General features: G+C 54.9%; 26 protein-coding genes and 4 tRNA genes. All 30 read left to right on the forward strand.

Annotated features, from left to right (window positions below; genetic code table 11):
- Positions 1-97 precede the first annotated feature (97 nt).
- The 30 genes from birA to rpmC all read left to right on the forward strand — a co-directional run bounded on the left by birA (position 98) and on the right by rpmC (position 25,410).
- Positions 98-1,057: a bifunctional biotin--[acetyl-CoA-carboxylase] ligase/biotin operon repressor BirA gene (gene birA / locus PMI18_RS23540; protein WP_007896614.1), complete on the forward strand. Its 960-nt coding sequence runs from the start codon at positions 98-100 to the stop codon at positions 1,055-1,057.
- Positions 1,047-1,796: a pantothenate kinase gene (locus PMI18_RS23535; protein ID WP_007896616.1), complete on the forward strand. Its 750-nt coding sequence runs from the start codon at positions 1,047-1,049 to the stop codon at positions 1,794-1,796. Before birA ends, PMI18_RS23535 begins: the two co-directional genes overlap by 11 nt.
- A gap of 7 nt (positions 1,797-1,803) precedes the next feature.
- Positions 1,804-2,244 carry a hypothetical protein gene (locus PMI18_RS23530; RefSeq protein WP_007896618.1) on the forward strand — a complete coding sequence of 147 codons (441 nt, stop codon included), beginning with the start codon at positions 1,804-1,806 and terminating at the stop codon, positions 2,242-2,244.
- A 142-nt stretch (positions 2,245-2,386) separates the two neighbouring features.
- A tRNA-Tyr gene (locus PMI18_RS23525) sits at positions 2,387-2,471 on the forward strand.
- 24 nt (positions 2,472-2,495) lie between these two features.
- Positions 2,496-2,569 (forward strand) — tRNA-Gly (locus tag PMI18_RS23520).
- 26 nt (positions 2,570-2,595) lie between these two features.
- Positions 2,596-2,671: transfer RNA gene (locus PMI18_RS23515), tRNA-Thr, on the forward strand.
- A gap of 84 nt (positions 2,672-2,755) precedes the next feature.
- On the forward strand, positions 2,756-3,949 hold the full coding sequence (gene tuf, locus PMI18_RS23510; protein ID WP_007896619.1) for an elongation factor Tu: 1,194 nt from the start codon (positions 2,756-2,758) through the stop codon (positions 3,947-3,949).
- A 53-nt stretch (positions 3,950-4,002) separates the two neighbouring features.
- Positions 4,003-4,078: transfer RNA gene (locus tag PMI18_RS23505), tRNA-Trp, on the forward strand.
- A gap of 45 nt (positions 4,079-4,123) precedes the next feature.
- Complete coding sequence (secE, locus tag PMI18_RS23500; protein WP_007896620.1) at positions 4,124-4,492, forward strand: preprotein translocase subunit SecE; 369 nt, start codon at positions 4,124-4,126, stop codon at positions 4,490-4,492.
- Positions 4,493-4,501: 9 nt separating this feature from the next.
- On the forward strand, positions 4,502-5,035 hold the full coding sequence (nusG, locus tag PMI18_RS23495) for a transcription termination/antitermination protein NusG (RefSeq protein WP_007896622.1): 534 nt from the start codon (positions 4,502-4,504) through the stop codon (positions 5,033-5,035).
- Between the two features lie 117 nt (positions 5,036-5,152).
- On the forward strand, positions 5,153-5,584 hold the full coding sequence (gene rplK / locus PMI18_RS23490; protein WP_007896624.1) for a 50S ribosomal protein L11: 432 nt from the start codon (positions 5,153-5,155) through the stop codon (positions 5,582-5,584).
- Positions 5,584-6,279, forward strand: coding sequence for a 50S ribosomal protein L1 (rplA, locus tag PMI18_RS23485; protein WP_007896626.1), 696 nt, complete (start codon positions 5,584-5,586; stop codon positions 6,277-6,279). Before rplK ends, rplA begins: the two co-directional genes overlap by 1 nt.
- 198 nt (positions 6,280-6,477) lie before the next feature.
- Positions 6,478-6,978 (forward strand): 50S ribosomal protein L10, encoded by a 501-nt coding sequence (gene rplJ / locus PMI18_RS23480; RefSeq protein WP_007896629.1) that lies wholly within the window; start codon positions 6,478-6,480, stop codon positions 6,976-6,978.
- An 80-nt stretch (positions 6,979-7,058) separates the two neighbouring features.
- Positions 7,059-7,424, forward strand: a complete 366-nt coding sequence (gene rplL, locus PMI18_RS23475; RefSeq protein ID WP_007896630.1) for a 50S ribosomal protein L7/L12 — start codon at positions 7,059-7,061, stop codon at positions 7,422-7,424.
- A gap of 220 nt (positions 7,425-7,644) precedes the next feature.
- Positions 7,645-11,718 (forward strand): DNA-directed RNA polymerase subunit beta, encoded by a 4,074-nt coding sequence (gene rpoB, locus PMI18_RS23470; protein WP_007896631.1) that lies wholly within the window; start codon positions 7,645-7,647, stop codon positions 11,716-11,718.
- Positions 11,719-11,782: 64 nt separating this feature from the next.
- A complete protein-coding gene (gene rpoC / locus PMI18_RS23465; protein ID WP_007896632.1) occupies positions 11,783-15,982 on the forward strand; it encodes a DNA-directed RNA polymerase subunit beta' in 4,200 nt (1,399 codons plus the stop codon).
- Between the two features lie 216 nt (positions 15,983-16,198).
- Complete coding sequence (rpsL, locus tag PMI18_RS23460) at positions 16,199-16,570, forward strand: 30S ribosomal protein S12 (RefSeq protein WP_002555494.1); 372 nt, start codon at positions 16,199-16,201, stop codon at positions 16,568-16,570.
- Between the two features lie 118 nt (positions 16,571-16,688).
- Positions 16,689-17,159, forward strand: a complete 471-nt coding sequence (gene rpsG, locus PMI18_RS23455; RefSeq protein ID WP_002555493.1) for a 30S ribosomal protein S7 — start codon at positions 16,689-16,691, stop codon at positions 17,157-17,159.
- A gap of 30 nt (positions 17,160-17,189) precedes the next feature.
- On the forward strand, positions 17,190-19,295 hold the full coding sequence (gene fusA / locus PMI18_RS23450) for an elongation factor G (RefSeq protein WP_007896659.1): 2,106 nt from the start codon (positions 17,190-17,192) through the stop codon (positions 19,293-19,295).
- A gap of 31 nt (positions 19,296-19,326) precedes the next feature.
- A complete protein-coding gene (gene tuf, locus PMI18_RS23445; protein ID WP_007896660.1) occupies positions 19,327-20,520 on the forward strand; it encodes an elongation factor Tu in 1,194 nt (397 codons plus the stop codon).
- Between the two features lie 157 nt (positions 20,521-20,677).
- A complete protein-coding gene (gene rpsJ, locus PMI18_RS23440) occupies positions 20,678-20,989 on the forward strand; it encodes a 30S ribosomal protein S10 (protein ID WP_003186070.1) in 312 nt (103 codons plus the stop codon).
- A gap of 80 nt (positions 20,990-21,069) precedes the next feature.
- Entirely contained in the window at positions 21,070-21,705 is a 636-nt protein-coding gene (rplC, locus tag PMI18_RS23435) for a 50S ribosomal protein L3 (protein ID WP_003186059.1), read from the forward strand.
- Positions 21,706-21,717: 12 nt separating this feature from the next.
- Positions 21,718-22,320, forward strand: a complete 603-nt coding sequence (rplD, locus tag PMI18_RS23430; protein WP_007896707.1) for a 50S ribosomal protein L4 — start codon at positions 21,718-21,720, stop codon at positions 22,318-22,320.
- Positions 22,317-22,616, forward strand: coding sequence for a 50S ribosomal protein L23 (rplW, locus tag PMI18_RS23425; RefSeq protein WP_002555488.1), 300 nt, complete (start codon positions 22,317-22,319; stop codon positions 22,614-22,616). Before rplD ends, rplW begins: the two co-directional genes overlap by 4 nt.
- Positions 22,617-22,630: 14 nt before the next feature.
- Positions 22,631-23,455, forward strand: coding sequence for a 50S ribosomal protein L2 (rplB, locus tag PMI18_RS23420; RefSeq protein WP_003176423.1), 825 nt, complete (start codon positions 22,631-22,633; stop codon positions 23,453-23,455).
- 16 nt (positions 23,456-23,471) lie between these two features.
- Positions 23,472-23,747, forward strand: a complete 276-nt coding sequence (gene rpsS, locus PMI18_RS23415) for a 30S ribosomal protein S19 (RefSeq protein ID WP_002555486.1) — start codon at positions 23,472-23,474, stop codon at positions 23,745-23,747.
- A 13-nt stretch (positions 23,748-23,760) separates the two neighbouring features.
- Entirely contained in the window at positions 23,761-24,093 is a 333-nt protein-coding gene (gene rplV / locus PMI18_RS23410; RefSeq protein ID WP_003103908.1) for a 50S ribosomal protein L22, read from the forward strand.
- A gap of 13 nt (positions 24,094-24,106) precedes the next feature.
- Positions 24,107-24,793, forward strand: coding sequence for a 30S ribosomal protein S3 (gene rpsC / locus PMI18_RS23405; RefSeq protein ID WP_003176422.1), 687 nt, complete (start codon positions 24,107-24,109; stop codon positions 24,791-24,793).
- A 12-nt stretch (positions 24,794-24,805) separates the two neighbouring features.
- Positions 24,806-25,219, forward strand: a complete 414-nt coding sequence (gene rplP / locus PMI18_RS23400) for a 50S ribosomal protein L16 (RefSeq protein ID WP_007896757.1) — start codon at positions 24,806-24,808, stop codon at positions 25,217-25,219.
- Positions 25,219-25,410 carry a 50S ribosomal protein L29 gene (gene rpmC, locus PMI18_RS23395; RefSeq protein WP_002555481.1) on the forward strand — a complete coding sequence of 64 codons (192 nt, stop codon included), beginning with the start codon at positions 25,219-25,221 and terminating at the stop codon, positions 25,408-25,410. Before rplP ends, rpmC begins: the two co-directional genes overlap by 1 nt.
- The last annotated feature ends 2 nt before the right edge of the window (positions 25,411-25,412 follow it).

Here is a 25,412-nt window from a genome sequence, read left to right on the forward strand (position 1 = left end):
TTTTGTTTTGTCCGCAGGAAAATCTCGCTTGTAGGGTTTCTATGCAACAGCCCGGGGCATGGATATCATGCGGGCCTCATTGTGAGGCGAGACTTGCATGCTGACGTTGTTAAAGCTTCTTAAGGATGGTCGATTCCATTCAGGCCAAGCCCTGGGTGCTGCCTTGGGCGTCAGTCGTAGCGCTGTATGGAAGCAACTTCAGCACCTGGAGGCTGAGCTCGGTTTATCCATTCATAAAGTGCGCGGTCGCGGCTATCAACTGGCTGCGCCGTTGACACTGCTTGACCCTGCGGAAATAAGCGCGCAGGCGCCTTCTTGTGAGTGGCCCATTCTAGTCTTCGACTCAATTGACTCCACCAATGCTGAAGCCTTGCGCGCTATCGAGCGTGGCCAGCCTGCGCCATTCTTGGTGCTCGCTGAGCGGCAAACGGCTGGTCGTGGACGACGAGGGCGCAAATGGGTCAGCCCGTTCGCGGAAAACATCTATTACAGTCTGGTGCTGCGTATTGATGGTGGAATGCGACAGTTGGAAGGCTTGAGTCTCGTCGTCGGGCTTGCCGTAATGCAGGCCTTGCGAGAGCTTGGTGTCTCGGGTGTGGGGTTGAAGTGGCCGAATGATGTTCTGGTGGGTCAGCAAAAGATTGCTGGAATACTGCTCGAGTTGGTGGGGGATCCTGCTGATGTGTGTCACGTGGTGATCGGTGTCGGAATAAATGTGAACATGCAGATGACCGATGAGGTTGATCAGCAATGGACGTCCATGCGCCTCGAGTCGGGTAAGGCAGTTGATCGCAATCATCTGGTTGCGGAGTTGGGGTTGATGCTCCAGGCCTATTTAAATCGCCACCAGGCCGGCGGATTTCCGGCTATCCAGGCAGAGTGGGAGCAAAATCATCTATGGCAGGGGCGGGCGGTATCGTTGATTGCCGGTGTGAGTCAGATAGATGGGGAGGTGCTGGGTATCGATAGTCAGGGTGCCTTGCGCTTGAAGGTGAATGGTGTGGAGAAGGTCTTTAGTGGTGGCGAGCTCAGCCTGAGGTTGCGTGATGATTCTTGAGCTCGATTGTGGAAACAGTTTCATCAAATGGCGTGTACTCGGCGAGGATGTACGGCGGGTGATTGGCGAGGGGGTCGTTGATACAGATCTCGCATTGCTGGAGAGCTTGAGGGGGCTTAAGGGGCTCGCTCTCATGCATTGTCGTTTGGTCAGTGTCAGAACCGCCGAAGAAACCAGTGCACTGATTTCTCTGTTGATCGAGGCTTTCGGCGTTTCCGTCGTGTGCGCGGCACCGGCTCGCGAGATGTCCGGGGTTCGAAATGGCTATGAGGAGTTCGAGCGGTTAGGGCTTGATCGCTGGCTTGCAATGCTCGGAGGATTTCATCTGGCTTCGGGTGCTTGTCTGGTACTCGACTTTGGTACGGCTGTTACGGCTGACTTTATTGCAGGGGATGGTGAGCATCTCGGAGGATTTATCTGTCCGGGGATGCCTTTGATGCGCAACCAGCTGCGTACCCATACCCGTAGAATTCGCTATGGGGATCTTGCTGCTGAGCGCGCTTTGGAGAGTCTTGTTCCTGGGCGCACAACCGTCGAGGCGGTCGAACGAGGTTGTTTGCTAATGTTGAGAGGGTTTGTCCTGACTCAACTAGAGCTGGCGCGCAGCTATTGGGGAGAGGATTTCGCAGTCTTCCTGACTGGAGGGGATGCTGATCTGATCTCCGAGATTGTGCCTGAGGCCAGGGTGGTTCCAGACCTGGTATTTGTAGGTTTGGCGATGGCGTGTCCCTTGTCCTGAGGTTTTTATGCGTTGGTTGTTCCTGCTGTTGCTTGTTCTCAATGTGTTCTATTACGTCTGGCACCAACAGGAGGCTCCGCTTCGCGCGAAAGATGTAACCCCTCTGAGTTTGTATCGCGGCTCGCAGCAGGATATTCGTTTGCTGAGCGAGGCAGCTGATACGGCTCGAGACAAAGGAAAATCTACGCAGGCGGATAGCGGTTGTCTCTATCTGGGAGGTTCTGCTCGGCAGGACGTCGCCCGGGTAATCGAGCGTCGATTGAGTGACATGGATATAAAATTTCAGTCCCTGCCGAAGGATCTCCCCGAATATGCTGGTTACTGGGTGCGCATAGCCCCGGAAAGCCGGCGTTTGCTGGGTGACTCGCAGTTGCAAAACCTTTCTAAAGAATTCAATGAGTTAAAACATAAAATAATGCCGTGCGAGGGGGTTGCACCCGTCGAATAGTTTGCATAGAATGGCGCCCGCTTCGCAGTGAAGACCTTTGGCGGTCAGCAGTGTGAAGCGAGGTCAACGCAGCTAACCTCAGGTTTTTAATGAGAAAATGCTTGACAGAAGGCTGGCATGATATAGAATGCCGGCTCGCTTAGGAGGGGTTCCCGAGCGGCCAAAGGGATCAGACTGTAAATCTGACGTCTACGACTTCGAAGGTTCGAATCCTTCCCCCTCCACCATTTTTAGCGAGAGCTGCAAGCTCCGCGGGTATAGTTTAGTGGTAGAACCTCAGCCTTCCAAGCTGATGATGCGGGTTCGATTCCCGCTACCCGCTCCAAGTTTGCAGGTCCTGCAAAGTGTTACGCTCTTGTAGCTCAGTTGGTAGAGCACACCCTTGGTAAGGGTGAGGTCAGCGGTTCAAATCCGCTCAAGAGCTCCATATAACAAGGCAGATATGAAAATATCTGCCTTTGTTTTAATGGCTGATAGTACTTGCTTAATTCTTCTGCTAGGGGTGATTTCGATGGCTAAGGAAAAGTTCGAACGTAACAAGCCGCACGTCAACGTTGGCACCATTGGTCACGTAGACCATGGCAAGACGACCTTGACCGCCGCTCTGACCCGTGTCTGCTCCGAAGTGTTCGGTTCGGCAAAGGTCGACTTCGACAAGATCGATAGCGCCCCAGAAGAAAAAGCTCGTGGTATCACCATTAACACTGCTCACGTTGAGTACGATTCGGCTGTGCGTCACTACGCACACGTTGACTGTCCAGGTCACGCTGATTACGTAAAAAACATGATTACCGGTGCTGCGCAGATGGATGGTGCGATTCTGGTTTGCTCGGCCGCTGATGGTCCGATGCCGCAAACCCGTGAGCATATCCTGTTGTCCCGTCAGGTTGGCGTTCCGTACATCGTTGTCTTCCTGAACAAGGCTGACATGGTCGACGACGCTGAGTTGCTGGAACTGGTTGAGATGGAAGTGCGCGATCTGTTGAGCACTTACGATTTCCCAGGTGATGACACTCCGATCATCATTGGTTCGGCGCTGATGGCGCTGAATGGTCAAGACGATAACGAGATGGGCACTACTGCCGTCAAGAAGTTGGTCGAGACTCTGGATAGCTATATTCCGCAGCCTGAGCGTGCTATCGATAAGCCGTTCCTGATGCCGATCGAGGATGTGTTCTCGATCTCCGGTCGCGGTACTGTTGTGACTGGTCGTGTTGAGCGTGGCATTGTCCGCATTCAGGAAGAAGTTGAGATTGTTGGTCTTCGTGACACTGTCAAAACTACTTGCACTGGTGTTGAAATGTTCCGCAAGCTGCTCGACGAAGGTCGTGCAGGTGAGAACTGCGGCGTTTTGCTGCGTGGTACCAAGCGTGATGATGTTGAGCGTGGCCAGGTCCTGGTCAAGCCCGGTACTGTCAAGCCGCATACCAAGTTCACTGCTGAGGTTTACGTTCTGAGCAAGGAAGAGGGTGGTCGTCATACGCCATTCTTCAAGGGCTACCGTCCGCAGTTCTACTTCCGTACGACTGACGTGACTGGTAACTGCGAGCTGCCAGAAGGTGTTGAAATGGTGATGCCAGGTGACAACGTTCAAATGACCGTTACCCTGATCAAAACCATCGCGATGGAAGATGGTCTGCGTTTCGCTATCCGTGAGGGCGGTCGTACCGTCGGCGCGGGTGTCGTAGCAAAAGTCATCGAGTAAGTTGTTGTAATGTCTTTTTCGGGCCGGCATAATGGTCGGCCTGATTTTGTTTTAGGTCAGTAGCTCAATTGGCAGAGCGACGGTCTCCAAAACCGTAGGTTGGGGGTTCGATTCCCTCCTGACCTGCCAGATTCACTTGGTGTGTCTGGCTTTCTTTTCACAGGATCTTCATAGATGACTCCTAAAGCTGAAGCTCAAGGCTCTCGCTTCGATCTGCTCAAGTGGCTAGTAGTAGTCGCTTTAGTGGTTGTTGGCGTTGTTGGCAATCAGTATTACTCTGCTTCGCCGATCCTGTACCGCGTACTTGCTTTGCTTGTCATTGCTGCTGTAGCTGCCTTTGTAGGCCTGCAGACAGTCAAGGGCAAGTCTTTCTTTGTACTGGTTAAGGAAGCTCGCACCGAGATTCGTAAAGTCGTATGGCCAACTCGCCAAGAAACCACGCAGACCACGCTGATTGTTGTGGCTGTTGTCCTGGTTATGGCGTTGCTGTTGTGGGGGCTTGATTCCCTGCTCGGCTGGCTTGTTTCCTTGATTGTCGGCTAAGGGTGTCCCGTGGCTAAGCGTTGGTACGTTGTGCATGCTTACTCCGGTTACGAGAAGCATGTCATGCGCTCGTTGGTAGAGCGCGTAAAGCTGGCTGGCATGGAAGATGGCTTTGGCGAAATTCTGGTTCCCACTGAAGAAGTGGTTGAAATGCGTAATGGCCAGAAACGCAAAAGCGAGCGCAAGTTCTTCCCAGGTTATGTGCTGGTCCAGATGGACATGAACGAGGGTACTTGGCACTTGGTCAAGGATACTCCTCGGGTGATGGGTTTCATCGGCGGTACTGCTGATAAGCCTGCACCGATTACGGATAAAGAGGCAGAAGCGATTCTGCGTCGCGTTGCTGATGGTAGCGACAAGCCGAAGCCGAAGACGTTGTTCGAGCCGGGTGAGTCGGTACGTGTCAATGACGGGCCGTTTGCTGATTTTACTGGCACGGTTGAAGAAGTTAACTACGAGAAGAGCCGGATCCAAGTGGCAGTGCTCATTTTCGGTCGCTCTACTCCGGTAGAGCTAGAGTTCAGCCAGGTCGAAAAGGTCTAGCTGAGCAAGCATCCCAACCCCGCAGCCCTAGGCTGTGGGGTTTTGTCGTCACTGGGATAAACGCGCAAGTAACCGGGGAGCCTTTCGAGGCGTTCGAACCCGTAATTGGAGTGCCTCATGGCCAAGAAGATTACCGCTTACATCAAGCTGCAAGTGAAGGCCGCTCAGGCTAACCCAAGTCCACCTGTTGGTCCTGCTCTGGGTCAGCACGGCGTGAACATCATGGAATTCTGCAAGGCTTTCAACGCCCGTACTCAGGGTATTGAGCCAGGTCTGCCGACTCCAGTGATCATCACTGTCTACAGCGACCGTAGCTTCACTTTTGAAACCAAATCCACACCTGCTTCGGTTCTGCTGAAGAAGGCTGCTGGTCTGACTAGCGGTTCCGCTCGTCCGAACACCGTTAAGGTTGGCACCGTGACCCGTGCTCAGCTGGAAGAAATCGCGAAAACCAAAAACGCGGATCTGACTGCAGCTGATATAGAAGCAGCCGTGCGTACTATCGCCGGTTCTGCTCGTAGCATGGGCCTTAACGTGGAGGGTGTGTAATGGCTAAGTTGACCAAGCGTCAAAAGGCTATCGCCGGCAAAATCGAAGCAGGCAAGTCCTACAACTTTGTAGACGCTGCTGCTCTGCTGGCTGAGCTGTCGACTGTCAAGTTCAGCGAGTCGTTCGACGTTGCTGTGAACCTGGGTGTTGACCCGCGTAAATCCGACCAGGTCGTTCGTAGCGCTACCGTGCTGCCACACGGCACTGGCAAGACTGTTCGCGTTGCTGTGTTCACCCAGGGTCCAGCTGCCGAGGCTGCTCTGGCTGCCGGCGCTGACCGTGTAGGCATGGACGACCTGGCTGCCGAAATGAAAGGCGGCGACCTGAACTATGACGTAGTTATCGCATCCCCGGATGCCATGCGCGTTGTTGGTCAGTTGGGTCAGATCCTGGGCCCACGCGGCCTGATGCCTAACCCTAAAGTCGGCACTGTAACTCCAGACGTAGCTACCGCGGTTAAAAACGCCAAGGCTGGTCAGGTTCGTTATCGCACCGACAAAAACGGCATCATCCACACCTCCGTTGGCAAGGTCGGCTTCGATGCCGTCAAGCTGAAGGAAAACGTTGAAGCCCTGATCGCTGATCTGAAGCGTATCAAGCCAGCTTCCTCGAAAGGTATTTACGTCAAGCGCGTTACCCTGAGCACCACCATGGGTCCAGGTCTGGTCATCGACCAAGGCTCGCTCGACGCGTAAGACACAGGTTGGCGCAAGCGATTGCGCCAATTGAAAGATTGGGGTCCCTGCCTGGCGGGGGCTATCCAAGACCGTAGGCGACGCAAGTCTTAAACCACAAGCCTACGCAGATGGTGCTCCCGGTTCCTTACCGAATCAGACACCAAAACGACATCCGGCTTCGGTTGGATGAAACGGTAACAAGCAGGAGTTAAACCCGTGGCAATTAAACTCGAAGACAAGAAGGCCATCGTCGCTGAAGTCAACGAGGCTGCCAATGTTGCCCTGTCTGCTGTTGTGGCTGATGCCCGCGGCGTGACAGTTGGCGCTATGACCGGACTCCGTAAAGAGGCTCGTGAAGCTGGCGTTTACGTACGTGTTGTACGTAACACCCTGCTCAAGCGCGCCGTTGCTGGCACTCAATATGACGTGCTCAACGACGTGTTCACCGGCCCGACCTTGATTGCATTTTCGAAAGAACATCCGGGCGCTGCTGCTCGTATCTTCAAAGAATTCGCAAAAGGTCAGGATAAGTTCGAGATCAAGGCAGCTGCGTTCGAGGGCAAGTTCCTCGCAGCTAATCAGATCGACGTACTGGCAAGTCTGCCGACCCGTGACGAAGCAATTTCTCAGCTGATGAGCGTGATTCAAGGCGCAACCAGCAAATTGGCTCGTACTCTGGCGGCCCTTCGCGACCAGAAAGAAGCTGCCGCAGCCTAAGGCTGAGCGACTCCTTTCAGCGTTTATTGTTTATTTCGATGGCCGCGTAGGCTGTCACCCCAATACAGGAATTTATAGTCATGTCTCTGACTAACGACCAAATCATCGAAGCAATCGGCGAAAAATCCGTTCTGGAAATCGTTGAGCTGATCAAGGCCATGGAAGAGAAGTTCGGCGTTTCCGCTGCCGCTGCTTCCGCTGGTCCAGCTGCTGTTGCTGCCGTTGTTGAAGAACAAACTGAATTCAACGTCATGCTGACCGAAGCTGGCGAGAAGAAAGTTAACGTGATCAAGGCAGTACGTGAACTGACCGGTCTGGGCCTGAAAGAAGCCAAGGCTGTAGTTGACGGCGCTCCTGGCATCGTTCTGGAAGCTGTTTCGAAAGACGCAGCTGACAAAGCAAAAGCCACTCTGGAAGAAGCAGGCGCTAAAGTCGAGCTGAAGTAAGCATCGACTTTGCACCTCCAGCCCGAGCGTTAAGCGAAAGGCTGATGGCTGGTGGCTCTTGCCACCGGCCTTTTTCCGTTATTGGCAGCCGACTGGGTCGGTGCTGGTAACGAGCTGTAACCACCCGATGTGGTGGCGCAAACCATGGGGTTTGCACGATTTTCTGGCTGCTCCCGTCGGGAGGGGCCAAACAAGCAGGTGACCAAGCTGGGGAACGCTGATGGCTTACTCATATACTGAGAAAAAACGTATCCGCAAGGACTTTAGCAAGTTGCCGGACGTCATGGATGTGCCGTACCTCCTGGCCATCCAGCTGGATTCGTATCGTGAATTCTTGCAAGCGGGAGCGACTAAAGATCAGTTCCGCGACGTGGGCCTGCATGCGGCCTTCAAATCCGTTTTCCCGATCATCAGCTACTCCGGCAATGCTGCGCTGGAGTACGTCGGTTATCGCCTGGGCGAACCGGCATTTGATGTCAAAGAATGCGTATTGCGCGGTGTAACTTACGCCGTACCTTTGCGGGTAAAAGTGCGCCTGATCATTTTCGACAAAGAATCGTCGAACAAAGCGATCAAGGACATCAAAGAGCAAGAAGTCTACATGGGTGAAATCCCCCTGATGACTGAAAACGGTACCTTCGTAATCAACGGTACCGAGCGTGTAATCGTTTCCCAGCTGCACCGTTCCCCGGGCGTGTTCTTCGACCACGACCGTGGCAAGACGCACAGCTCTGGCAAACTGCTGTACTCCGCGCGCATCATTCCTTACCGCGGTTCGTGGCTGGACTTCGAGTTCGACCCGAAAGACTGCGTGTTCGTGCGTATCGACCGTCGTCGCAAGCTGCCTGCATCGGTACTGCTGCGCGCGCTGGGCTATACCACTGAAGAAGTGCTGGACGCGTTCTACACCACCAACGTCTTCCACGTGCAAGGTGAAAACCTCAGCCTGGAACTGGTGCCTCAGCGCCTGCGTGGTGAAATTGCTGTCCTGGATATCCTGGATGACAAAGGCAAGGTTATTGTCGAGCAAGGTCGTCGTATTACTGCTCGCCACATCAACCAGCTGGAAAAAGCAGGGATCAAAGAGCTGCAAGTGCCTCTGGACTACGTCCTGGGTCGCACTACTGCCAAGGTCATCGTGCATCCGGCAACCGGCGAAATCCTGGCAGAGTGCAACACCGAGCTGAACACCGAGATCCTGGCAAAAATCGCCAAGGCTCAGGTTGTTCGCATCGAAACTCTGTACACCAACGATATCGACTGCGGTCCGTTCGTCTCCGACACTCTGAAGATCGACTCCACCAGCAACCAATTGGAAGCGCTGGTCGAGATCTATCGCATGATGCGTCCTGGCGAGCCGCCAACCAAAGACGCTGCCGAAACCCTGTTCAACAACCTGTTCTTCAGCCCTGAGCGCTATGACCTGTCTGCGGTCGGCCGGATGAAGTTCAACCGTCGTATCGGTCGTACCGAGATCGAAGGTTCGGGCGTGTTGTGCAAAGAAGACATCGTCGCGGTACTGAAGACTCTGGTCGACATCCGTAACGGTAAAGGCATCGTCGATGACATCGACCACCTGGGTAACCGTCGTGTTCGCTGCGTAGGCGAAATGGCCGAGAACCAGTTCCGCGTTGGCCTGGTACGTGTTGAGCGTGCGGTCAAAGAGCGTCTGTCGATGGCTGAAAGCGAAGGCCTGATGCCGCAAGACCTGATCAACGCCAAGCCAGTGGCTGCGGCGGTGAAAGAGTTCTTCGGTTCCAGCCAGCTTTCCCAGTTCATGGACCAGAACAACCCGCTGTCCGAGATCACCCACAAGCGTCGTGTTTCTGCACTCGGCCCTGGCGGTTTGACTCGTGAGCGTGCTGGCTTTGAAGTGCGTGACGTACACCCGACTCACTACGGTCGTGTATGCCCGATTGAAACGCCGGAAGGTCCGAACATCGGTCTGATCAACTCCTTGGCTGCCTATGCGCGCACCAACCAGTACGGCTTCCTCGAGAGCCCGTACCGTGTGGTGAAAGACGCTCTGGTCACTGACGAGATCGTGTTCCTGTCCGCCATCGAAGAAGCTGATCACGTGATCGCTCAGGCTTCGGCCACGATGAACGACAAGAAAGTCCTGATCGACGAGCTGGTAGCTGTTCGTCACTTGAACGAGTTCACCGTCAAGGCGCCGGAAGACGTCACCTTGATGGACGTATCGCCCAAGCAGGTAGTTTCGGTTGCAGCGTCGCTGATCCCGTTCCTCGAGCACGACGACGCTAACCGTGCGTTGATGGGTTCGAACATGCAGCGTCAAGCTGTACCAACCCTGCGCGCTGACAAGCCGCTGGTCGGTACCGGCATGGAGCGTAACGTAGCCCGTGACTCCGGCGTTTGCGTCGTGGCTCGTCGTGGCGGCGTGATCGACTCCGTCGACGCCAGCCGTATTGTGGTTCGTGTTGCTGATGATGAGGTTGAAACCGGCGAAGCTGGTGTCGACATCTACAACCTGACCAAGTACACCCGCTCCAACCAGAACACCTGCATCAACCAGCGTCCGCTGGTGAGCAAGGGTGATCGGGTTCAGCGCAGCGACATCATGGCCGACGGTCCGTCCACCGACATGGGTGAACTGGCTCTGGGTCAGAACATGCGCATCGCGTTCATGGCATGGAACGGCTTCAACTTCGAAGACTCCATCTGCCTGTCCGAGCGTGTTGTTCAGGAAGATCGTTTCACCACGATCCACATTCAGGAACTGACCTGTGTGGCACGTGACACCAAGCTTGGGCCAGAGGAAATCACTGCAGACATCCCGAACGTGGGTGAAGCTGCACTGAACAAGCTGGACGAAGCCGGTATCGTTTACGTAGGTGCTGAAGTTGGCGCAGGCGACATCCTGGTTGGTAAGGTCACTCCGAAAGGCGAGACCCAACTGACTCCGGAAGAAAAACTGCTGCGTGCCATCTTCGGTGAAAAAGCCAGCGACGTTAAAGACACTTCCCTGCGTGTGCCTACCGGCACCAAGGGTACTGTCATCGACGTACAGGTCTTCACCCGTGACGGCGTTGAGCGTGATGCTCGTGCACTGTCGATCGAGAAGACTCAACTCGACGAGATCCGCAAGGACCTGAACGAAGAGTTCCGTATCGTTGAAGGTGCCACTTTCGAACGTCTGCGTTCCGCTCTGGTCGGCCACAAAGCCGAAGGCGGCGCCGGTCTGAAGAAAGGTCAGGAAATCACCGACGAAGTTCTCGACGGTCTTGAGCATGGTCAGTGGTTCAAACTGCGCATGGCTGAAGATGCTCTGAACGAGCAGCTCGAGAAGGCTCAGGCCTACATCGTTGATCGCCGTCGTCTGCTGGACGACAAGTTCGAAGACAAGAAGCGCAAACTGCAGCAGGGCGATGACCTGGCTCCAGGCGTGCTGAAAATCGTCAAGGTTTACCTGGCAATCCGTCGTCGCATCCAGCCGGGCGACAAGATGGCCGGTCGTCACGGTAACAAAGGTGTGGTCTCCGTGATCATGCCGGTTGAAGACATGCCGCACGATGCCAATGGCACCCCGGTCGACGTCGTCCTCAACCCGTTGGGCGTACCTTCGCGTATGAACGTTGGTCAGATCCTTGAAACCCACCTGGGCCTCGCGGCCAAAGGTCTGGGCGAGAAGATCAACCGGATGGTCGAAGAGCAGCGTAAAGTTGCTGAACTTCGCACCTTCCTGGACGAGATCTACAACCAGATCGGCGGTCGTAACGAAGATCTGGATAGCTTCTCCGACCAGGAAATCCTGGATCTGGCGAAGAACCTGCGTGGCGGCGTACCAATGGCCACTCCAGTGTTCGACGGCGCCAAGGAAAGCGAAATCAAGGCCATGCTGAAACTGGCAGACCTGCCAGAAAGCGGCCAGATGCAGCTGACCGACGGCCGTACCGGCAACAAGTTCGAGCGCCCGGTTACTGTTGGCTACATGTACATGCTGAAGCTGAACCACTTGGTAGACGACAAGATGCACGCTCGTTCTACCGGTTCGTACAGCCTGGTTACCCAGCAGCCGCTGGGTGGTAAGGCGCAGTTCGGTGGTCAGCGTTTCGGGGAGATGGAGGTCTGGGCACTGGAAGCATACGGTGCTGCTTACACTCTGCAAGAAATGCTCACAGTGAAGTCGGACGATGTGAACGGTCGGACCAAGATGTACAAAAACATCGTGGACGGCGATCACCGTATGGAGCCGGGCATGCCCGAGTCCTTCAACGTGTTGATCAAAGAAATTCGTTCCCTCGGCATCGATATCGATCTGGAAACCGAATAACACGTGACGCGAATCGAGAGCGGGGCAGGATTGCCCGCTCTCTGCTCCGCCAGGAGGAAAGGCCTTGAAAGACCTACTGAATTTGCTGAAAAACCAGGGTCAAGTCGAAGAGTTCGACGCCATCCGTATTGGATTGGCATCGCCTGAGATGATCCGTTCGTGGTCGTTCGGTGAAGTTAAAAAGCCGGAAACCATCAACTACCGTACGTTCAAACCTGAGCGTGACGGCCTGTTCTGCGCCAAGATCTTTGGCCCGGTAAAGGATTACGAGTGCCTGTGCGGTAAGTACAAGCGCTTGAAGCACCGTGGTGTGATCTGCGAGAAGTGCGGCGTTGAAGTCGCGCTGGCAAAAGTTCGTCGTGAGCGCATGGCGCACATCGAACTGGCCTCGCCGGTTGCCCACATCTGGTTCCTGAAATCGCTGCCGTCGCGTATCGGCTTGCTGATGGACATGACCCTGCGTGATATCGAACGCGTTCTCTACTTCGAGAGCTATGTCGTTATCGATCCAGGCATGACCACCCTTGAAAAAGGTCAGCTGCTCAACGACGAGCAGTACTTCGAAGCGCTGGAAGAGTTCGGCGACGATTTCGATGCTCGCATGGGTGCCGAAGCTGTCCGTGAACTGCTGCACGCTATCGACCTGGAACACGAGATTGGTCGCCTGCGTGAAGAAATTCCGCAAACCAACTCCGAAACCAAGATCAAGAAGCTGTCCAAGCGTCTGAAGTTGATGGAAGCCTTCCAGGGTTCCGGCAACCTGCCAGAGTGGATGGTGCTGACCGTTCTGCCGGTTCTGCCGCCAGATCTGCGTCCACTGGTCCCGCTGGATGGCGGTCGCTTCGCGACTTCCGACCTCAACGATCTGTATCGTCGAGTAATCAACCGTAACAACCGCTTGAAACGTCTGCTCGATCTGTCCGCTCCGGACATCATCGTGCGCAACGAAAAGCGTATGTTGCAGGAAGCCGTCGATGCACTGCTCGACAACGGTCGTCGTGGCCGCGCTATCACTGGTTCCAACAAGCGTCCTCTGAAATCCCTGGCTGACATGATCAAGGGTAAGCAGGGTCGTTTCCGTCAGAACTTGCTCGGTAAGCGTGTTGACTACTCCGGTCGTTCGGTAATTACCGTAGGTCCGACCCTGCGTCTGCACCAGTGCGGTCTGCCGAAGAAGATGGCTCTCGAGCTGTTCAAGCCGTTCATTTTCGGCAAGCTGGAAATGCGTGGTCTCGCTACCACGATCAAAGCTGCCAAGAAGATGGTTGAGCGCGAACTGCCAGAGGTTTGGGACGTTCTCGCTGAAGTGATTCGCGAACACCCGGTTCTCCTCAACCGTGCACCGACCCTTCACCGTCTGGGTATCCAGGCGTTTGAACCGGTACTGATCGAAGGTAAGGCTATCCAGCTGCACCCTCTGGTCTGTGCTGCGTACAACGCCGACTTCGACGGCGACCAAATGGCCGTGCACGTACCGCTGACACTGGAAGCCCAGTTGGAAGCGCGTGCGTTGATGATGTCGACCAACAACATTCTGTCGCCAGCCAACGGTGAGCCAATCATCGTTCCGTCGCAGGACGTTGTATTGGGTCTGTACTACATGACTCGTGAAGCGATCAACGCCAAGGGCGAAGGTCGCGTGTTCGCGGATCTGCAAGAAGTTGACCGTGTGTTCCGTGCCGGCGAAGCCGCACTGCACGCTAAAGTCAAAGTGCGGATCAACGAAACCGTCAACGATCGTGATGGTGGCAGCGTCAAGAACACCCGTATCGTCGACACCACTGTCGGCCGTGCGCTGTTGTTCCAGGTTGTTCCGCCAGGCCTGTCGTACGACGTCGTCAACCAGCCGATGAAGAAAAAGGCGATCTCCAAGCTGATCAACCAGTGCTACCGCGTGGTTGGTTTGAAAGAGACTGTGATCTTCGCTGACCAGTTGATGTACACCGGTTTTGCCTATTCGACCATCTCCGGCGTTTCCATCGGTGTTAACGACTTCGTTATCCCGGATGAAAAAGCCCGCATCATCGGTGCAGCCACCGACGAAGTGAAAGAGATCGAAAGTCAGTACGCCTCCGGCCTGGTAACCCAGGGCGAGAAGTACAACAAAGTGATCGACCTTTGGTCCAAGGCGAACGACGAAGTTTCCAAGGCGATGATGGCCAACCTCTCGAAAGAGAAAGTCATCGACCGTCATGGCGTCGAAGTCGACCAAGAGTCTTTCAACTCGATGTACATGATGGCCGACTCGGGCGCACGGGGTTCTGCTGCGCAGATCCGTCAGCTCGCCGGTATGCGTGGCCTGATGGCCAAGCCGGACGGTTCCATCATCGAAACGCCGATTACTGCGAACTTCCGTGAAGGTTTGAGCGTACTTCAGTACTTCATCTCCACTCACGGTGCTCGTAAAGGTTTGGCGGATACCGCGTTGAAAACTGCGAACTCCGGTTACCTGACTCGTCGTCTGGTAGACGTGGCGCAGGATCTGGTTGTGACCGAGATCGATTGCGGCACCGAACATGGCCTGGTAATGACTCCGCACATTGAAGGCGGTGACGTTGTTGAGCCGTTGGGTGAGCGCGTATTGGGTCGTGTTATCGCCCGTGACGTATTCAAGCCAGGTACCGAGGAAATCATCGTTCCTGCCGGCACTCTGGTAGACGAGAAGTGGGTCGAGTTCATCGAGCTGAACAGCATCGACGAAGTGATCGTGCGGTCGCCGATCAGCTGCGAAACCCGCTACGGCATTTGCGCCAAGTGCTACGGCCGTGACCTGGCTCGTGGTCACCAGGTGAACATCGGTGAAGCGGTCGGCGTTATCGCTGCCCAGTCCATCGGTGAGCCGGGTACCCAGCTGACGATGCGTACGTTCCACATCGGTGGTGCGGCAAGCCGGACCTCCGCAGCCGACAGTGTTCAGGTGAAGAATGGCGGTACCGTCCGTCTGCATAACCTGAAGCACGTTGAGCGAGTGGATGGTTGTCTGGTTGCTGTGTCCCGTTCCGGTGAGCTGGCGATCGCTGATGACTTCGGTCGTGAGCGCGAGCGTTACAAGCTGCCGTACGGTGCTGTGATTTCGGTTAAAGAAGGTGACAAGGTCGACGCTGGCGCAATCGTGGCCAAGTGGGATCCGCACACTCACCCAATCGTTACCGAAATGAAAGGTACCGTGACCTACGTGGGCATGGAAGAAGGCATCACGATCAAGCGTCAGACTGACGAATTGACCGGTATGACCAACATTGAAGTACTCGACGCCAAAGACCGTCCAGCTGCCGGTAAAGATATCCGTCCTGCTGTGAAGATGGTTGATGACAACGGCAAGGATCTCTTGCTGCCGGGTACCGACGTAATTGCTCAGTACTTCCTGCCTGCTAACGCCCTGGTCGGTGTAGCGGACGGCGCGAAAATCGCGATCGGTGATGTTATCGCTCGTATTCCGCAAGAGACTTCGAAGACCCGTGACATCACCGGTGGTCTGCCGCGTGTTGCCGACTTGTTCGAAGCCCGTCGTCCGAAAGAAGCCTCGATTCTGGCTGAAGTCAGCGGCACCATCGCGTTCGGTAAAGAGACCAAAGGCAAGCGCCGTCTGGTTATCACCCCGAACGACGGTAGCGATCCGTACGAAGAGCTGATTCCGAAGTGGCGTCACCTGAACGTCTTCGAAGGCGAACAGGTAAACCGCGGCGAAGTTATCTCCGACGGCCCGAGCGATCCACACGACATCTTGCGTCTGCTGGGTGTGAGTGCGCTGGCCAAGTACATCGTGAACGAGATCCAGGACGTTTACCGTCTGCAAGGCGTGAAGATCAACGATAAGCACATCGAGACCATCCTGCGTCAGATGCTGCGTAAAGTTGAAATCGCTGAATCCGGCGATTCCAGTTTCATCAAGGGCGACCAGATGGAATTGACTCACGTTTTGGTAGAGAACGAGCGCCTGGCTGGCGACGAGAAATTCGTTTCCAAGTTCACTCGCGTACTGTTGGGTATCACCAAGGCGTCGTTGTCCACCGAATCGTTCATCTCGGCGGCTTCCTTCCAGGAAACCACTCGCGTACTGACCGAAGCGGCGGTAACCGGCAAGCGCGATTACCTGCGCGGCCTGAAAGAAAACGTGGTTGTGGGTCGTTTGATCCCGGCAGGTACCGGTCTGGCTTACCACAGCGAGCGCAAGCGCCGCCGTGATGCTGACAAACCGTTGCGCGTAAGCGCCAGTGAAGTGGAAGCGGCACTGACCGAAGCGCTGAACTCTAGCGGTAACTGAGTTCTGCGATAAATGAGCGTAAGGCCCTGGCCGTTCCGTTCATCGAATCGAGACAATTTGTCGAGGTTGGATGAGCGGGGAGGTCGGGGCCTTGCCTTGACTGGGGGCAAGATCCTCTTTAGACTCTTGTACCCCTAAATTTGGCGGGAATTCGTTCCTGCCATTTTGCTTTTCTTGCAAGACAATAGCGTCGCAAGACAACAGTGGAGCTAGTAGATGGCAACTATCAACCAGCTGGTACGTCAGCCGCGTAAGCGTATCGTCGAGAAATCCGACGTGCCTGCGCTGCAGAACTGCCCGCAACGTCGTGGCGTATGCACCCGTGTGTATACCACCACGCCGAAAAAACCTAACTCGGCACTGCGTAAAGTATGCCGTGTGCGTCTGACCAACGGTTTCGAGGTTTCCTCGTACATCGGCGGTGAAGGCCACAACCTGCAAGAGCACAGCGTGGTACTGATCCGCGGCGGTCGTGTAAAAGACTTGCCAGGTGTTCGTTACCACACCGTACGCGGTTCTTTGGATACTTCCGGCGTTAAAGGTCGTAACCAGGGTCGTTCGAAGTACGGTACCAAGAAGCCTAAGTAGTAGTGGCTTTTTGTAAAAACTGATTTTCTATTTTTCTGAGTCGATAAGAGTAAGGTCGGAGGCGTCCCGAAAGGGCACCGATTCCGAGCGAACCTGAAGACCGTTTGAGGGCTTATCCATGCCAAGAAGACGCGTAGCAGCCAAGCGCGAAGTGCTTGACGATCCAAAATACGGCAGCCAAATCCTGGCCAAGTTCATGAACCACGTTATGGAAAGCGGCAAGAAAGCCGTTGCCGAACGTATCGTTTATGGCGCGCTGGAAAAGGTTAAAGAACGCAAGAACAGCGATCCCCTGGAAATCTTCGAGAAAGCTCTCGACGCCATCGCTCCGCTGGTCGAAGTAAAGTCGCGCCGTGTAGGCGGTGCTACTTACCAGGTTCCGGTCGAAGTTCGTCCGTCCCGTCGTAACGCTCTGGCAATGCGCTGGTTGGTAGACTTCGCCCGTAAGCGCGGCGAGAAGTCTATGGCTCTGCGTTTGGCTGGCGAACTGTTGGACGCTGCCGAAGGCAAAGGTGCTGCAGTTAAGAAGCGCGAAGACGTGCACCGTATGGCTGAAGCCAACAAGGCTTTCTCGCACTACCGCTTCTAATTTTAGCGTCACTAATTTTGCGAGGGCTTTATGGCTCGTACTACACCGATTAACCGCTACCGTAACATTGGTATCGTTGCTCACGTGGATGCTGGTAAAACCACCACCACCGAGCGCGTCCTTTTTTACACTGGCAAAAGTCACAAAATGGGCGAGGTGCATGACGGCGCCGCGACCACAGACTGGATGGTGCAGGAGCAGGAGCGTGGTATTACCATTACTTCTGCTGCAATCACCGCCTTCTGGCAGGGTTCCGAGAAGCAGCACAAGGACCAATACCGCTTCAACGTCATCGACACCCCGGGCCACGTTGACTTCACTATTGAAGTTGAGCGTTCCCTGCGTGTTCTCGACGGCGCGGTCGTTGTGTTCTGCGGCACCTCGGGTGTTGAGCCTCAGTCGGAAACCGTGTGGCGTCAAGCCAACAAATACGGCGTTCCACGTCTTGTTTACGTAAACAAGATGGACCGTGCTGGTGCGAACTTCCTGCGCGTGATCGGTCAGATCAAGCAGCGTCTGGGTCACACTCCGGTGCCAATCCAGTTGGCCATCGGTTCCGAAGACAACTTCCAGGGTCAGATCGATCTGATGTCCATGGAAGCTGTTTACTGGAATGACGCTGACAAAGGCATGGTTCCAGTTCGCAAGCCTATCCCTGCTGAGCTGCAGGAACTGGCTGACGAGTGGCGCGGCAACATGGTTGAGGCTGCGGCCGAAGCCAGCGAAGAGCTGATGAACAAGTACCTCGAAGGTGAAGAACTCACCAACGCGGAAATCAAGGCCGCTCTGCGTCAGCGTACAATCGCTGGTGAGATCGTTCTGGCTGTTTGCGGTTCTTCCTTCAAGAACAAGGGTGTTCCCCTGGTTCTCGACGCCGTGATCGACTACCTGCCTGCTCCTACCGACATTCCTGCCATCAAGGGTACTGACCCGGATGACGAGACCAAGGAAATGGAGCGTCACGCAGACGACAGCGAGCCGTTCTCGGCTCTGGCGTTCAAGATCGCTACCGACCCATTCGTGGGTACCTTGACCTTCGTTCGAGTTTACTCGGGCGTGTTGGCCTCCGGCGACGGCGTGATCAACTCGGTTAAAGGCAAGAAAGAGCGCGTGGGTCGTATGGTGCAAATGCACGCAAACGCCCGTGAAGAAATCAAGGAAGTACGCGCTGGTGACATCGCGGCCTTGATCGGCATGAAGGACGTCACCACTGGTGAAACTTTGTGCAACGCTGACAAGCCAATCATCCTGGTTCGCATGGACTTCCCGGAGCCGGTTATTTCGGTTGCCGTAGAGCCTAAGACCAAGGACGACCAGGAAAAAATGGGTATCGCTCTGGGCAAGCTCGCTCAGGAAGATCCATCTTTTCGCGTCAAGACTGATGAAGAGACTGGTCAAACGATCATCTCCGGCATGGGCGAGTTGCACCTGGACATCCTGGTTGACCGGATGCGCCGTGAGTTCAACGTCGAAGCCAACATCGGTAAGCCTCAAGTTTCGTACCGTGAGCGCATCACGAAGAGCTGCGAGATTGAAGGCAAGTTCGTTCGTCAGTCCGGCGGTCGTGGCCAGTTCGGTCACTGCTGGATTCGTTTTGCTCCTGCTGACGAAGGTCAGGAAGGTCTGCAATTCCTGAACGAAGTAGTGGGTGGTGTGGTTCCTAAGGAATACATCCCGGCTATCCAGAAGGGTATCGAAGAGCAGATGAAGAACGGCGTTGTTGCCGGCTATCCGCTGATCGGCCTGAAGGCTACCGTGTTTGATGGTTCCTACCACGACGTCGACTCCAACGAGATGGCGTTTAAAGTGGCTGCTTCCATGGCAACCAAGCAACTAGCCCAGAAGGGCGGTGGTGAGTTGCTTGAGCCGATCATGGCGGTAGAGGTTGTTACGCCTGAAGACTATATGGGTGACGTGATGGGCGACCTTAACCGTCGTCGCGGCATGATCCTGGGTATGGAAGACACGGTCTCCGGCAAAGTGATTCGCGCCGAAGTTCCGCTGGGTGAGATGTTCGGTTATGCGACCGACGTCCGTTCCATGTCCCAAGGTCGCGCAAGCTACTCTATGGAATTCAAAAAATACAATACAGCTCCGTCGCATATCGTCGAAACTGTTACCAAAAAACAAGGCTGATTCAGCCCCTTTAGGCTAGGAGTTAATTGTCGTGGCTAAAGAAAAATTTGACCGTACCCTCCCGCACGTCAACGTTGGCACCATCGGTCACGTCGACCACGGTAAAACCACGCTGACCGCTGCTCTGACTCGCGTCTGCTCCGAAGTTTTCGGTTCGGCCGTTGTTGCTTTCGACAAAATCGACAGCGCTCCGGAAGAAAAGGCTCGTGGTATCACCATCAACACCGCGCACGTTGAATACAACTCGCTGATCCGCCACTACGCTCACGTTGACTGCCCAGGTCACGCTGACTATGTGAAGAACATGATCACCGGTGCTGCTCAGATGGACGGCGCTATCCTGGTTTGCTCGGCCGCTGATGGTCCGATGCCGCAAACCCGTGAGCACATCCTGCTGTCCCGTCAGGTTGGCGTTCCGTACATCGTTGTCTTCCTGAACAAGGCTGACATGGTTGACGACGCTGAGCTGCTGGAACTGGTTGAGATGGAAGTGCGCGATCTGCTGAGCACTTACGACTTCCCGGGTGACGACACTCCGATCATCATCGGTTCGGCTCTGATGGCTCTGAACGGCCAAGACGACAACGAAATGGGCACCACTGCCGTTCGTAAACTGGTTGAGACTCTGGACAGCTACATTCCGGATCCAGTCCGTGTTATCGACAAGCCGTTCCTGATGCCAATCGAAGACGTATTCTCGATCTCCGGTCGCGGTACTGTTGTAACTGGCCGTATCGAGCGCGGTATCGTCAAGGTTCAGGATCCACTGGAAATCGTTGGTCTGCGTGACACTACCGTCACCACCTGCACCGGTGTTGAAATGTTCCGTAAGCTGCTCGACGAAGGTCGTGCTGGCGAGAACTGCGGCGTTCTGCTGCGTGGTACCAAGCGTGACGACGTTGAGCGTGGCCAGGTTCTGGTTAAGCCAGGTTCGGTTAAGCCGCACACCAAGTTCGAAGCTGAAGTCTACGTTCTGAGCAAAGAAGAAGGCGGTCGTCACACTCCGTTCTTCAAAGGCTACCGTCCACAGTTCTACTTCCGTACTACTGACGTGACTGGTAACTGCGAACTGCCGGAAGGCGTTGAAATGGTAATGCCAGGCGACAACATCAAAATGGTTGTCACCCTGATCAAAACCATCGCAATGGAAGACGGTCTGCGTTTCGCTATCCGTGAAGGCGGTCGTACCGTCGGCGCTGGCGTCGTAGCAAAAATCATCGAGTAAGCTCTTTTTTGAGTAAGCTTTGATGAGTTGAAAAAGCCTCCGCTTAGCGGGGGCTTTTTTATTGGGTTGACACCCATATGGGGCGTCTATAGAATTGCGCCTCCTTTTAACGGGCGTATTGCGCTCGGTGGGAATAGCAGCCGGAGTCTGAAATCCAATGCAAAATCAGCAAATCCGTATCAGGTTGAAGGCTTTTGACCATCGCCTGATCGACCAATCCACCCAGGAAATCGTGGAAACCGCGAAACGTACTGGTGCTCAAGTGCGTGGTCCAATTCCACTGCCTACCCGTAAAGAGCGGTTCACCGTTCTGGTCTCCCCGCACGTCAACAAAGACGCGCGTGACCAGTACGAGATCCGTACTCATAAGCGCGTTCTGGACATCGTCCAGCCAACGGATAAAACCGTTGATGCACTTATGAAGCTTGATCTTGCGGCCGGTGTGGAAGTGCAGATCAGCCTCGGCTAAGACTCGGTCTTAGTCGTGTAACGCTCTGAAATGGGCGGCCATAGCGGGTGAAAGCCCCGTACACTCATGAGGTTTACAACATGACTATTGGTGTAGTCGGTCGTAAATGCGGTATGACCCGTATTTTCACCGAAGAAGGTGTCTCCATTCCGGTCACGGTCATTGAGATCGAGCCGAATCGCGTCACCCAGTTCAAAACTGAAGAGACCGATGGCTATCGTGCAGTGCAAGTCACTGTAGGCGAGCGTCGTGCTTCGCGTGTTACAGCTGCTCAGGCTGGCCACTTCGCTAAAGCGAACGTTGCCGCTGGTCGTACCGTAATGGAATTCCGCCTTGAAGAAGGCGAGTACCAGGCCGGCGATCTGATCAACGCTGAAATCTTCGCTGCTGGTCAACTGGTTGATGTAACCGGTCAGTCCAAAGGTAAAGGCTTCCAGGGTACGATCAAGCGTTGGAACTTCCGCGGGCAAGATAATACCCACGGTAACTCCGTGTCCCACCGCGTTCCAGGCTCTATCGGCCAGTGCCAGACTCCTGGTCGTGTATTCAAGGGCAAAAAAATGTCCGGTCATATGGGCGCTGAGCGCGTGACCGTGCAGTCCCTCGAAGTAGTGCGCGTGGACGCTGAACGCAATCTGTTGTTGGTCAAGGGCGCTGTTCCTGGCGCTACTGGCGGCAACTTGGTTGTACGTCCAGCAGCCAAGGCTCGCGGTTAAGGGGAAGCTGACATGCAATTAAATGTAAATGACGCTCAAGCGATCGAAGTTTCCGAACTGACATTTGGCGGCGAATTCAACGAGACGCTGGTTCACCAAGCAGTCGTGGCCTACATGGCCGGCGGCCGTCAAGGTAGCAAGCAGCAAAAGACCCGTTCCGACGTTCGTGGTGGCGGTAAGCGCCCATGGCGTCAGAAAGGTACTGGCCGTGCTCGTGCCGGTACTATCCGTAGCCCAATCTGGCGTGGCGGCGGTACCACTTTCGCAGCTCGTCCTCAGGATCACACCCAGAAGCTGAACAAGAAGATGTATCGCGCAGCAATGCGTTCCATCCTTGCTGAGCTGGTGCGTACTGATCGTCTGGTTGTGGTTCAGGACTTCGCTGTTGATGCACCGAAGACCAAAGATCTGCTGAACAAACTGACCGGCATGGGCCTGACTGACGTCTTGATCGTGTCTGAAGTGGTTGATCAGAACCTGTACCTGGCTGCTCGCAACCTGCCACACGTTGATGTACGTGACGTGCAAGGTTCCGATCCAGTTAGTCTGATCGCATACGACAAGGTGTTGATCACCGTGTCGGCCGTGAAGAAATTCGAGGAGCTGCTGGGATGAACCAGGAACGCGTATTTAAAGTTCTGCTTGGCCCGCACGTTTCCGAGAAGGCTACGGTTCTGGCTGACAAGAAAGGCCAGTTCGTTTTCAAGGTTGCAACTGACGCAACCAAGCTGGAAATCAAGAAGGCCGTCGAAAGCCTGTTCAGCGTGAAAGTAGAGCGTGTTACTACCCTGAATGTTCTGGGTAAGAGCAAGCGCACTGCTCGCGGTCTGGGCAAGCGTAATGACTGGAAGAAGGCAGTTATCTCCCTTCAGCCAGGCCAAGATCTCGATTTCAGCAGCAGTGCTGAGTAAGGAAGGGGTGCATCATGGCAATCGTTAAATGCAAACCGACTTCCCCTGGCCGCCGTTTTGTGGTCAAGGTGGTCAACCAGGAGCTGCATAAAGGCGCTCCTCACGCACCGCTGCTCGAGAAAAAATCGAAGACTGGTGGTCGTAACAACAATGGTCGTATTACCACTCGTCACATCGGTGGTGGCCATAAGCAGCATTATCGTCTGGTCGATTTCCGTCGCAACGACAAAGATGGCATCTCTGCCACTGTCGAGCGTATTGAATACGATCCAAACCGTACTGCTCACATCGCTCTGCTGCTGTACGCAGATGGCGAGCGTCGCTACATCATCGCCCCTAAAGGCGTGAGTGCTGGTGACCAGCTGATCGCAGGTGCTTTGGCGCCGATCAAGCCGGGCAACGCTCTGCAACTGCGTAACATTCCAGTTGGTAGCACCGTACACGGCATCGAATTGAAGCCAGGTAAAGGCGCGCAAATCGCTCGTTCCGCTGGTGCTTCGGCTCAGCTGATCGCTCGTGAAGGTGTCTACGTGACCCTGCGTCTGCGTTCTGGTGAGATGCGTAAAGTGCTGGCTGAATGCCGCGCGACCCTGGGTGAAGTCTCGAACTCCGAGCACAGCCTGCGTTCGCTGGGTAAAGCTGGTGCCAAACGCTGGCGTGGCGTTCGCCCAACCGTTCGTGGTGTTGCCATGAACCCGGTTGACCACCCACATGGTGGTGGTGAAGGTCGTACCTCTGGTGGTCGTCATCCGGTATCGCCATGGGGCTTCCCGACTAAGGGCGCGAAGACTCGTGGTAATAAGCGTACCGACAAAATGATCGTCCGTCGTCGCAAGTAAATAGAGGGATACGACAGTGCCACGTTCTCTGAAAAAAGGTCCTTTTATTGATCTTCACCTACTGAAGAAGATCGAAGTGGCGGCGGAAAAGAACGATCGCAAACCAGTTAAGACCTGGTCGCGTCGTTCGATGATCCTGCCACAAATGGTCGGTCTGACCATTGCAGTGCATAACGGTCGTCAACATGTTCCAGTTCTCGTGAACGAAGACATGGTCGGCCACAAACTGGGCGAGTTTGCCGGTACCCGCACATATCGTGGGCACGTGGCAGACAAGAAAGCCAAGCGTTAAGGGGTAAGGAACGATGGAAGTAGCCGCTAAGTTGTCGGGCGCTCGAATCTCCGCCCAGAAAGCCCGCTTGGTCGCCGACCAGATCCGCGGGAAGAAGGTGGGCGAAGCGCTCAACCTGTTGGCTTTCAGCAGTAAGAAAGCCGCCGAGATCATGAAGAAAGTGCTGGAGTCGGCCGTAGCCAACGCCGAGCATAACGAAGGCGCAGACGTTGATGACCTTAAAGTCAGCACCGTTTTCGTCAACGAAGGGCGTTCGCTGAAGCGAATCATGCCACGTGCCAAAGGCCGTGCTGATCGCATCGTCAAGCGGTCTTGCCATATCACTGTCAAGGTTGCTGACAAGTAACGGAGTCGAAGAGATGGGTCAGAAAGTACATCCCATTGGCATTCGCCTGGGAATCGTCAAGGAGCACACCTCCGTCTGGTACGCAGACGGTCGGACTTATGCGGACTATTTGTTCGCTGATCTGAAGGTGCGTGAGTATCTCCAAGACAAACTAAAAAGCGCGTCCGTAAGCCGTATCGATATCCATCGTCCGGCTCAGACTGCACGTATCACCATCCACACCGCTCGTCCAGGTATCGTTATCGGGAAGAAAGGTGAAGATGTTGAGAAACTGCGTCAGGACCTGACCAAGCAAATGGGTGTGCCTGTGCACATCAATATCGAAGAGATCCGCAAGCCGGAGCTCGACGGTATGCTGGTTGCGCAGAGCGTAGCTCAGCAGCTGGAGCGTCGCGTAATGTTCCGTCGCGCTATGAAGCGCGCTGTTCAGAACGCCATGCGCATTGGTGCCAAAGGCATCAAAATCCAAGTGAGCGGTCGTCTCGGCGGTGCTGAAATCGCACGTACTGAATGGTATCGCGAAGGTCGTGTGCCACTGCACACCCTGCGTGCCGACATCGACTATGCCAACTACGAAGCTCACACCACTTACGGTGTGATCGGTGTAAAGGTTTGGATCTTCAAAGGCGAAGTAATTGGTGGTCGCCAAGAAGAACTGAAACCACAAGCACCAGCGCCTCGTAAAAAAGCTGCTAAGTAAGGGGTACGCCAAATGTTGCAACCAAAGCGTACGAAGTTCCGCAAGCAGATGACAGGCCACAACCGTGGTCTGGCTCAGCGCGGTAGCAAAGTCAGCTTCGGCGAGTTCGCGCTGAAGTCTGTAGCTCGTGGTCGTCTCACCGCTCGTCAGATCGAGTCAGCGCGTCGTGCTCTGACCCGTCACGTTAAACGTGGCGGCAAGATCTGGATCCGTGTATTCCCGGACAAGCCTATTTCCAAAAAGCCACTCGAAGTTCGGATGGGTAAAGGTAAGGGTAGTGTGGAGTACTGGGTTGCCCAGATTCAGCCAGGCAAAGTCCTGTATGAAATCGAGGGTGTTTCTGAAGAGCTGGCGCGTGAGGCTTTTGCCCTGGCTGCTGCAAAGCTGCCGCTCGCCACCGCCTTTGTTAAACGGACGGTGATGTGATGAAAGCGAATGAACTTCGTGAAAAATCCGCACAGCAGCTGAACGAGCAACTGCTCGGCTTGCTGCGCGACCAGTTCAATCTGCGTATGCAGAAAGCAACTGGCCAGTTGGGGCAGTCTCATCTGCTCTCGCAAGTTAAGCGTGACATCGCTCGCGTGAAGACTGTGCTCAACCAGCAGGCAGGTAAGTAATC

It is taken from the genome of Pseudomonas sp. GM102 (assembly GCF_000282555.1).
Classification (GTDB): Bacteria; Pseudomonadota; Gammaproteobacteria; order Pseudomonadales; family Pseudomonadaceae; genus Aquipseudomonas.

Excerpts from the sequence above, each read along its gene's own strand:
- rpoB (WP_007896631.1), top strand. The coding sequence starts at position 7,645 with ATGGCTTACTCATATACTGAGAAAAAACGTATCCGCAAGGACTTTAGC.
- rpsG (WP_002555493.1), top strand. The coding sequence starts at position 16,689 with ATGCCAAGAAGACGCGTAGCAGCCAAGCGCGAAGTGCTTGACGATCCA.
- rplP (WP_007896757.1), top strand. The coding sequence starts at position 24,806 with ATGTTGCAACCAAAGCGTACGAAGTTCCGCAAGCAGATGACAGGCCAC.
- PMI18_RS23535 (WP_007896616.1), top strand. The coding sequence starts at position 1,047 with ATGATTCTTGAGCTCGATTGTGGAAACAGTTTCATCAAATGGCGTGTA.
- rpmC (WP_002555481.1), top strand. The coding sequence starts at position 25,219 with ATGAAAGCGAATGAACTTCGTGAAAAATCCGCACAGCAGCTGAACGAG.
- fusA (WP_007896659.1), top strand. The coding sequence starts at position 17,190 with ATGGCTCGTACTACACCGATTAACCGCTACCGTAACATTGGTATCGTT.
- rplD (WP_007896707.1), top strand. The coding sequence starts at position 21,718 with ATGCAATTAAATGTAAATGACGCTCAAGCGATCGAAGTTTCCGAACTG.
- rplC (WP_003186059.1), top strand. The coding sequence starts at position 21,070 with ATGACTATTGGTGTAGTCGGTCGTAAATGCGGTATGACCCGTATTTTC.
- rpsJ (WP_003186070.1), top strand. The coding sequence starts at position 20,678 with ATGCAAAATCAGCAAATCCGTATCAGGTTGAAGGCTTTTGACCATCGC.
- rplV (WP_003103908.1), top strand. The coding sequence starts at position 23,761 with ATGGAAGTAGCCGCTAAGTTGTCGGGCGCTCGAATCTCCGCCCAGAAA.
- tuf (WP_007896619.1), top strand. The coding sequence starts at position 2,756 with ATGGCTAAGGAAAAGTTCGAACGTAACAAGCCGCACGTCAACGTTGGC.
- rplW (WP_002555488.1), top strand. The coding sequence starts at position 22,317 with ATGAACCAGGAACGCGTATTTAAAGTTCTGCTTGGCCCGCACGTTTCC.
- rplA (WP_007896626.1), top strand. The coding sequence starts at position 5,584 with ATGGCTAAGTTGACCAAGCGTCAAAAGGCTATCGCCGGCAAAATCGAA.
- birA (WP_007896614.1), top strand. The coding sequence starts at position 98 with ATGCTGACGTTGTTAAAGCTTCTTAAGGATGGTCGATTCCATTCAGGC.
- rpsC (WP_003176422.1), top strand. The coding sequence starts at position 24,107 with ATGGGTCAGAAAGTACATCCCATTGGCATTCGCCTGGGAATCGTCAAG.
- rplB (WP_003176423.1), top strand. The coding sequence starts at position 22,631 with ATGGCAATCGTTAAATGCAAACCGACTTCCCCTGGCCGCCGTTTTGTG.
- secE (WP_007896620.1), top strand. The coding sequence starts at position 4,124 with ATGACTCCTAAAGCTGAAGCTCAAGGCTCTCGCTTCGATCTGCTCAAG.
- rpsL (WP_002555494.1), top strand. The coding sequence starts at position 16,199 with ATGGCAACTATCAACCAGCTGGTACGTCAGCCGCGTAAGCGTATCGTC.
- PMI18_RS23530 (WP_007896618.1), top strand. The coding sequence starts at position 1,804 with ATGCGTTGGTTGTTCCTGCTGTTGCTTGTTCTCAATGTGTTCTATTAC.
- rplL (WP_007896630.1), top strand. The coding sequence starts at position 7,059 with ATGTCTCTGACTAACGACCAAATCATCGAAGCAATCGGCGAAAAATCC.
- rplK (WP_007896624.1), top strand. The coding sequence starts at position 5,153 with ATGGCCAAGAAGATTACCGCTTACATCAAGCTGCAAGTGAAGGCCGCT.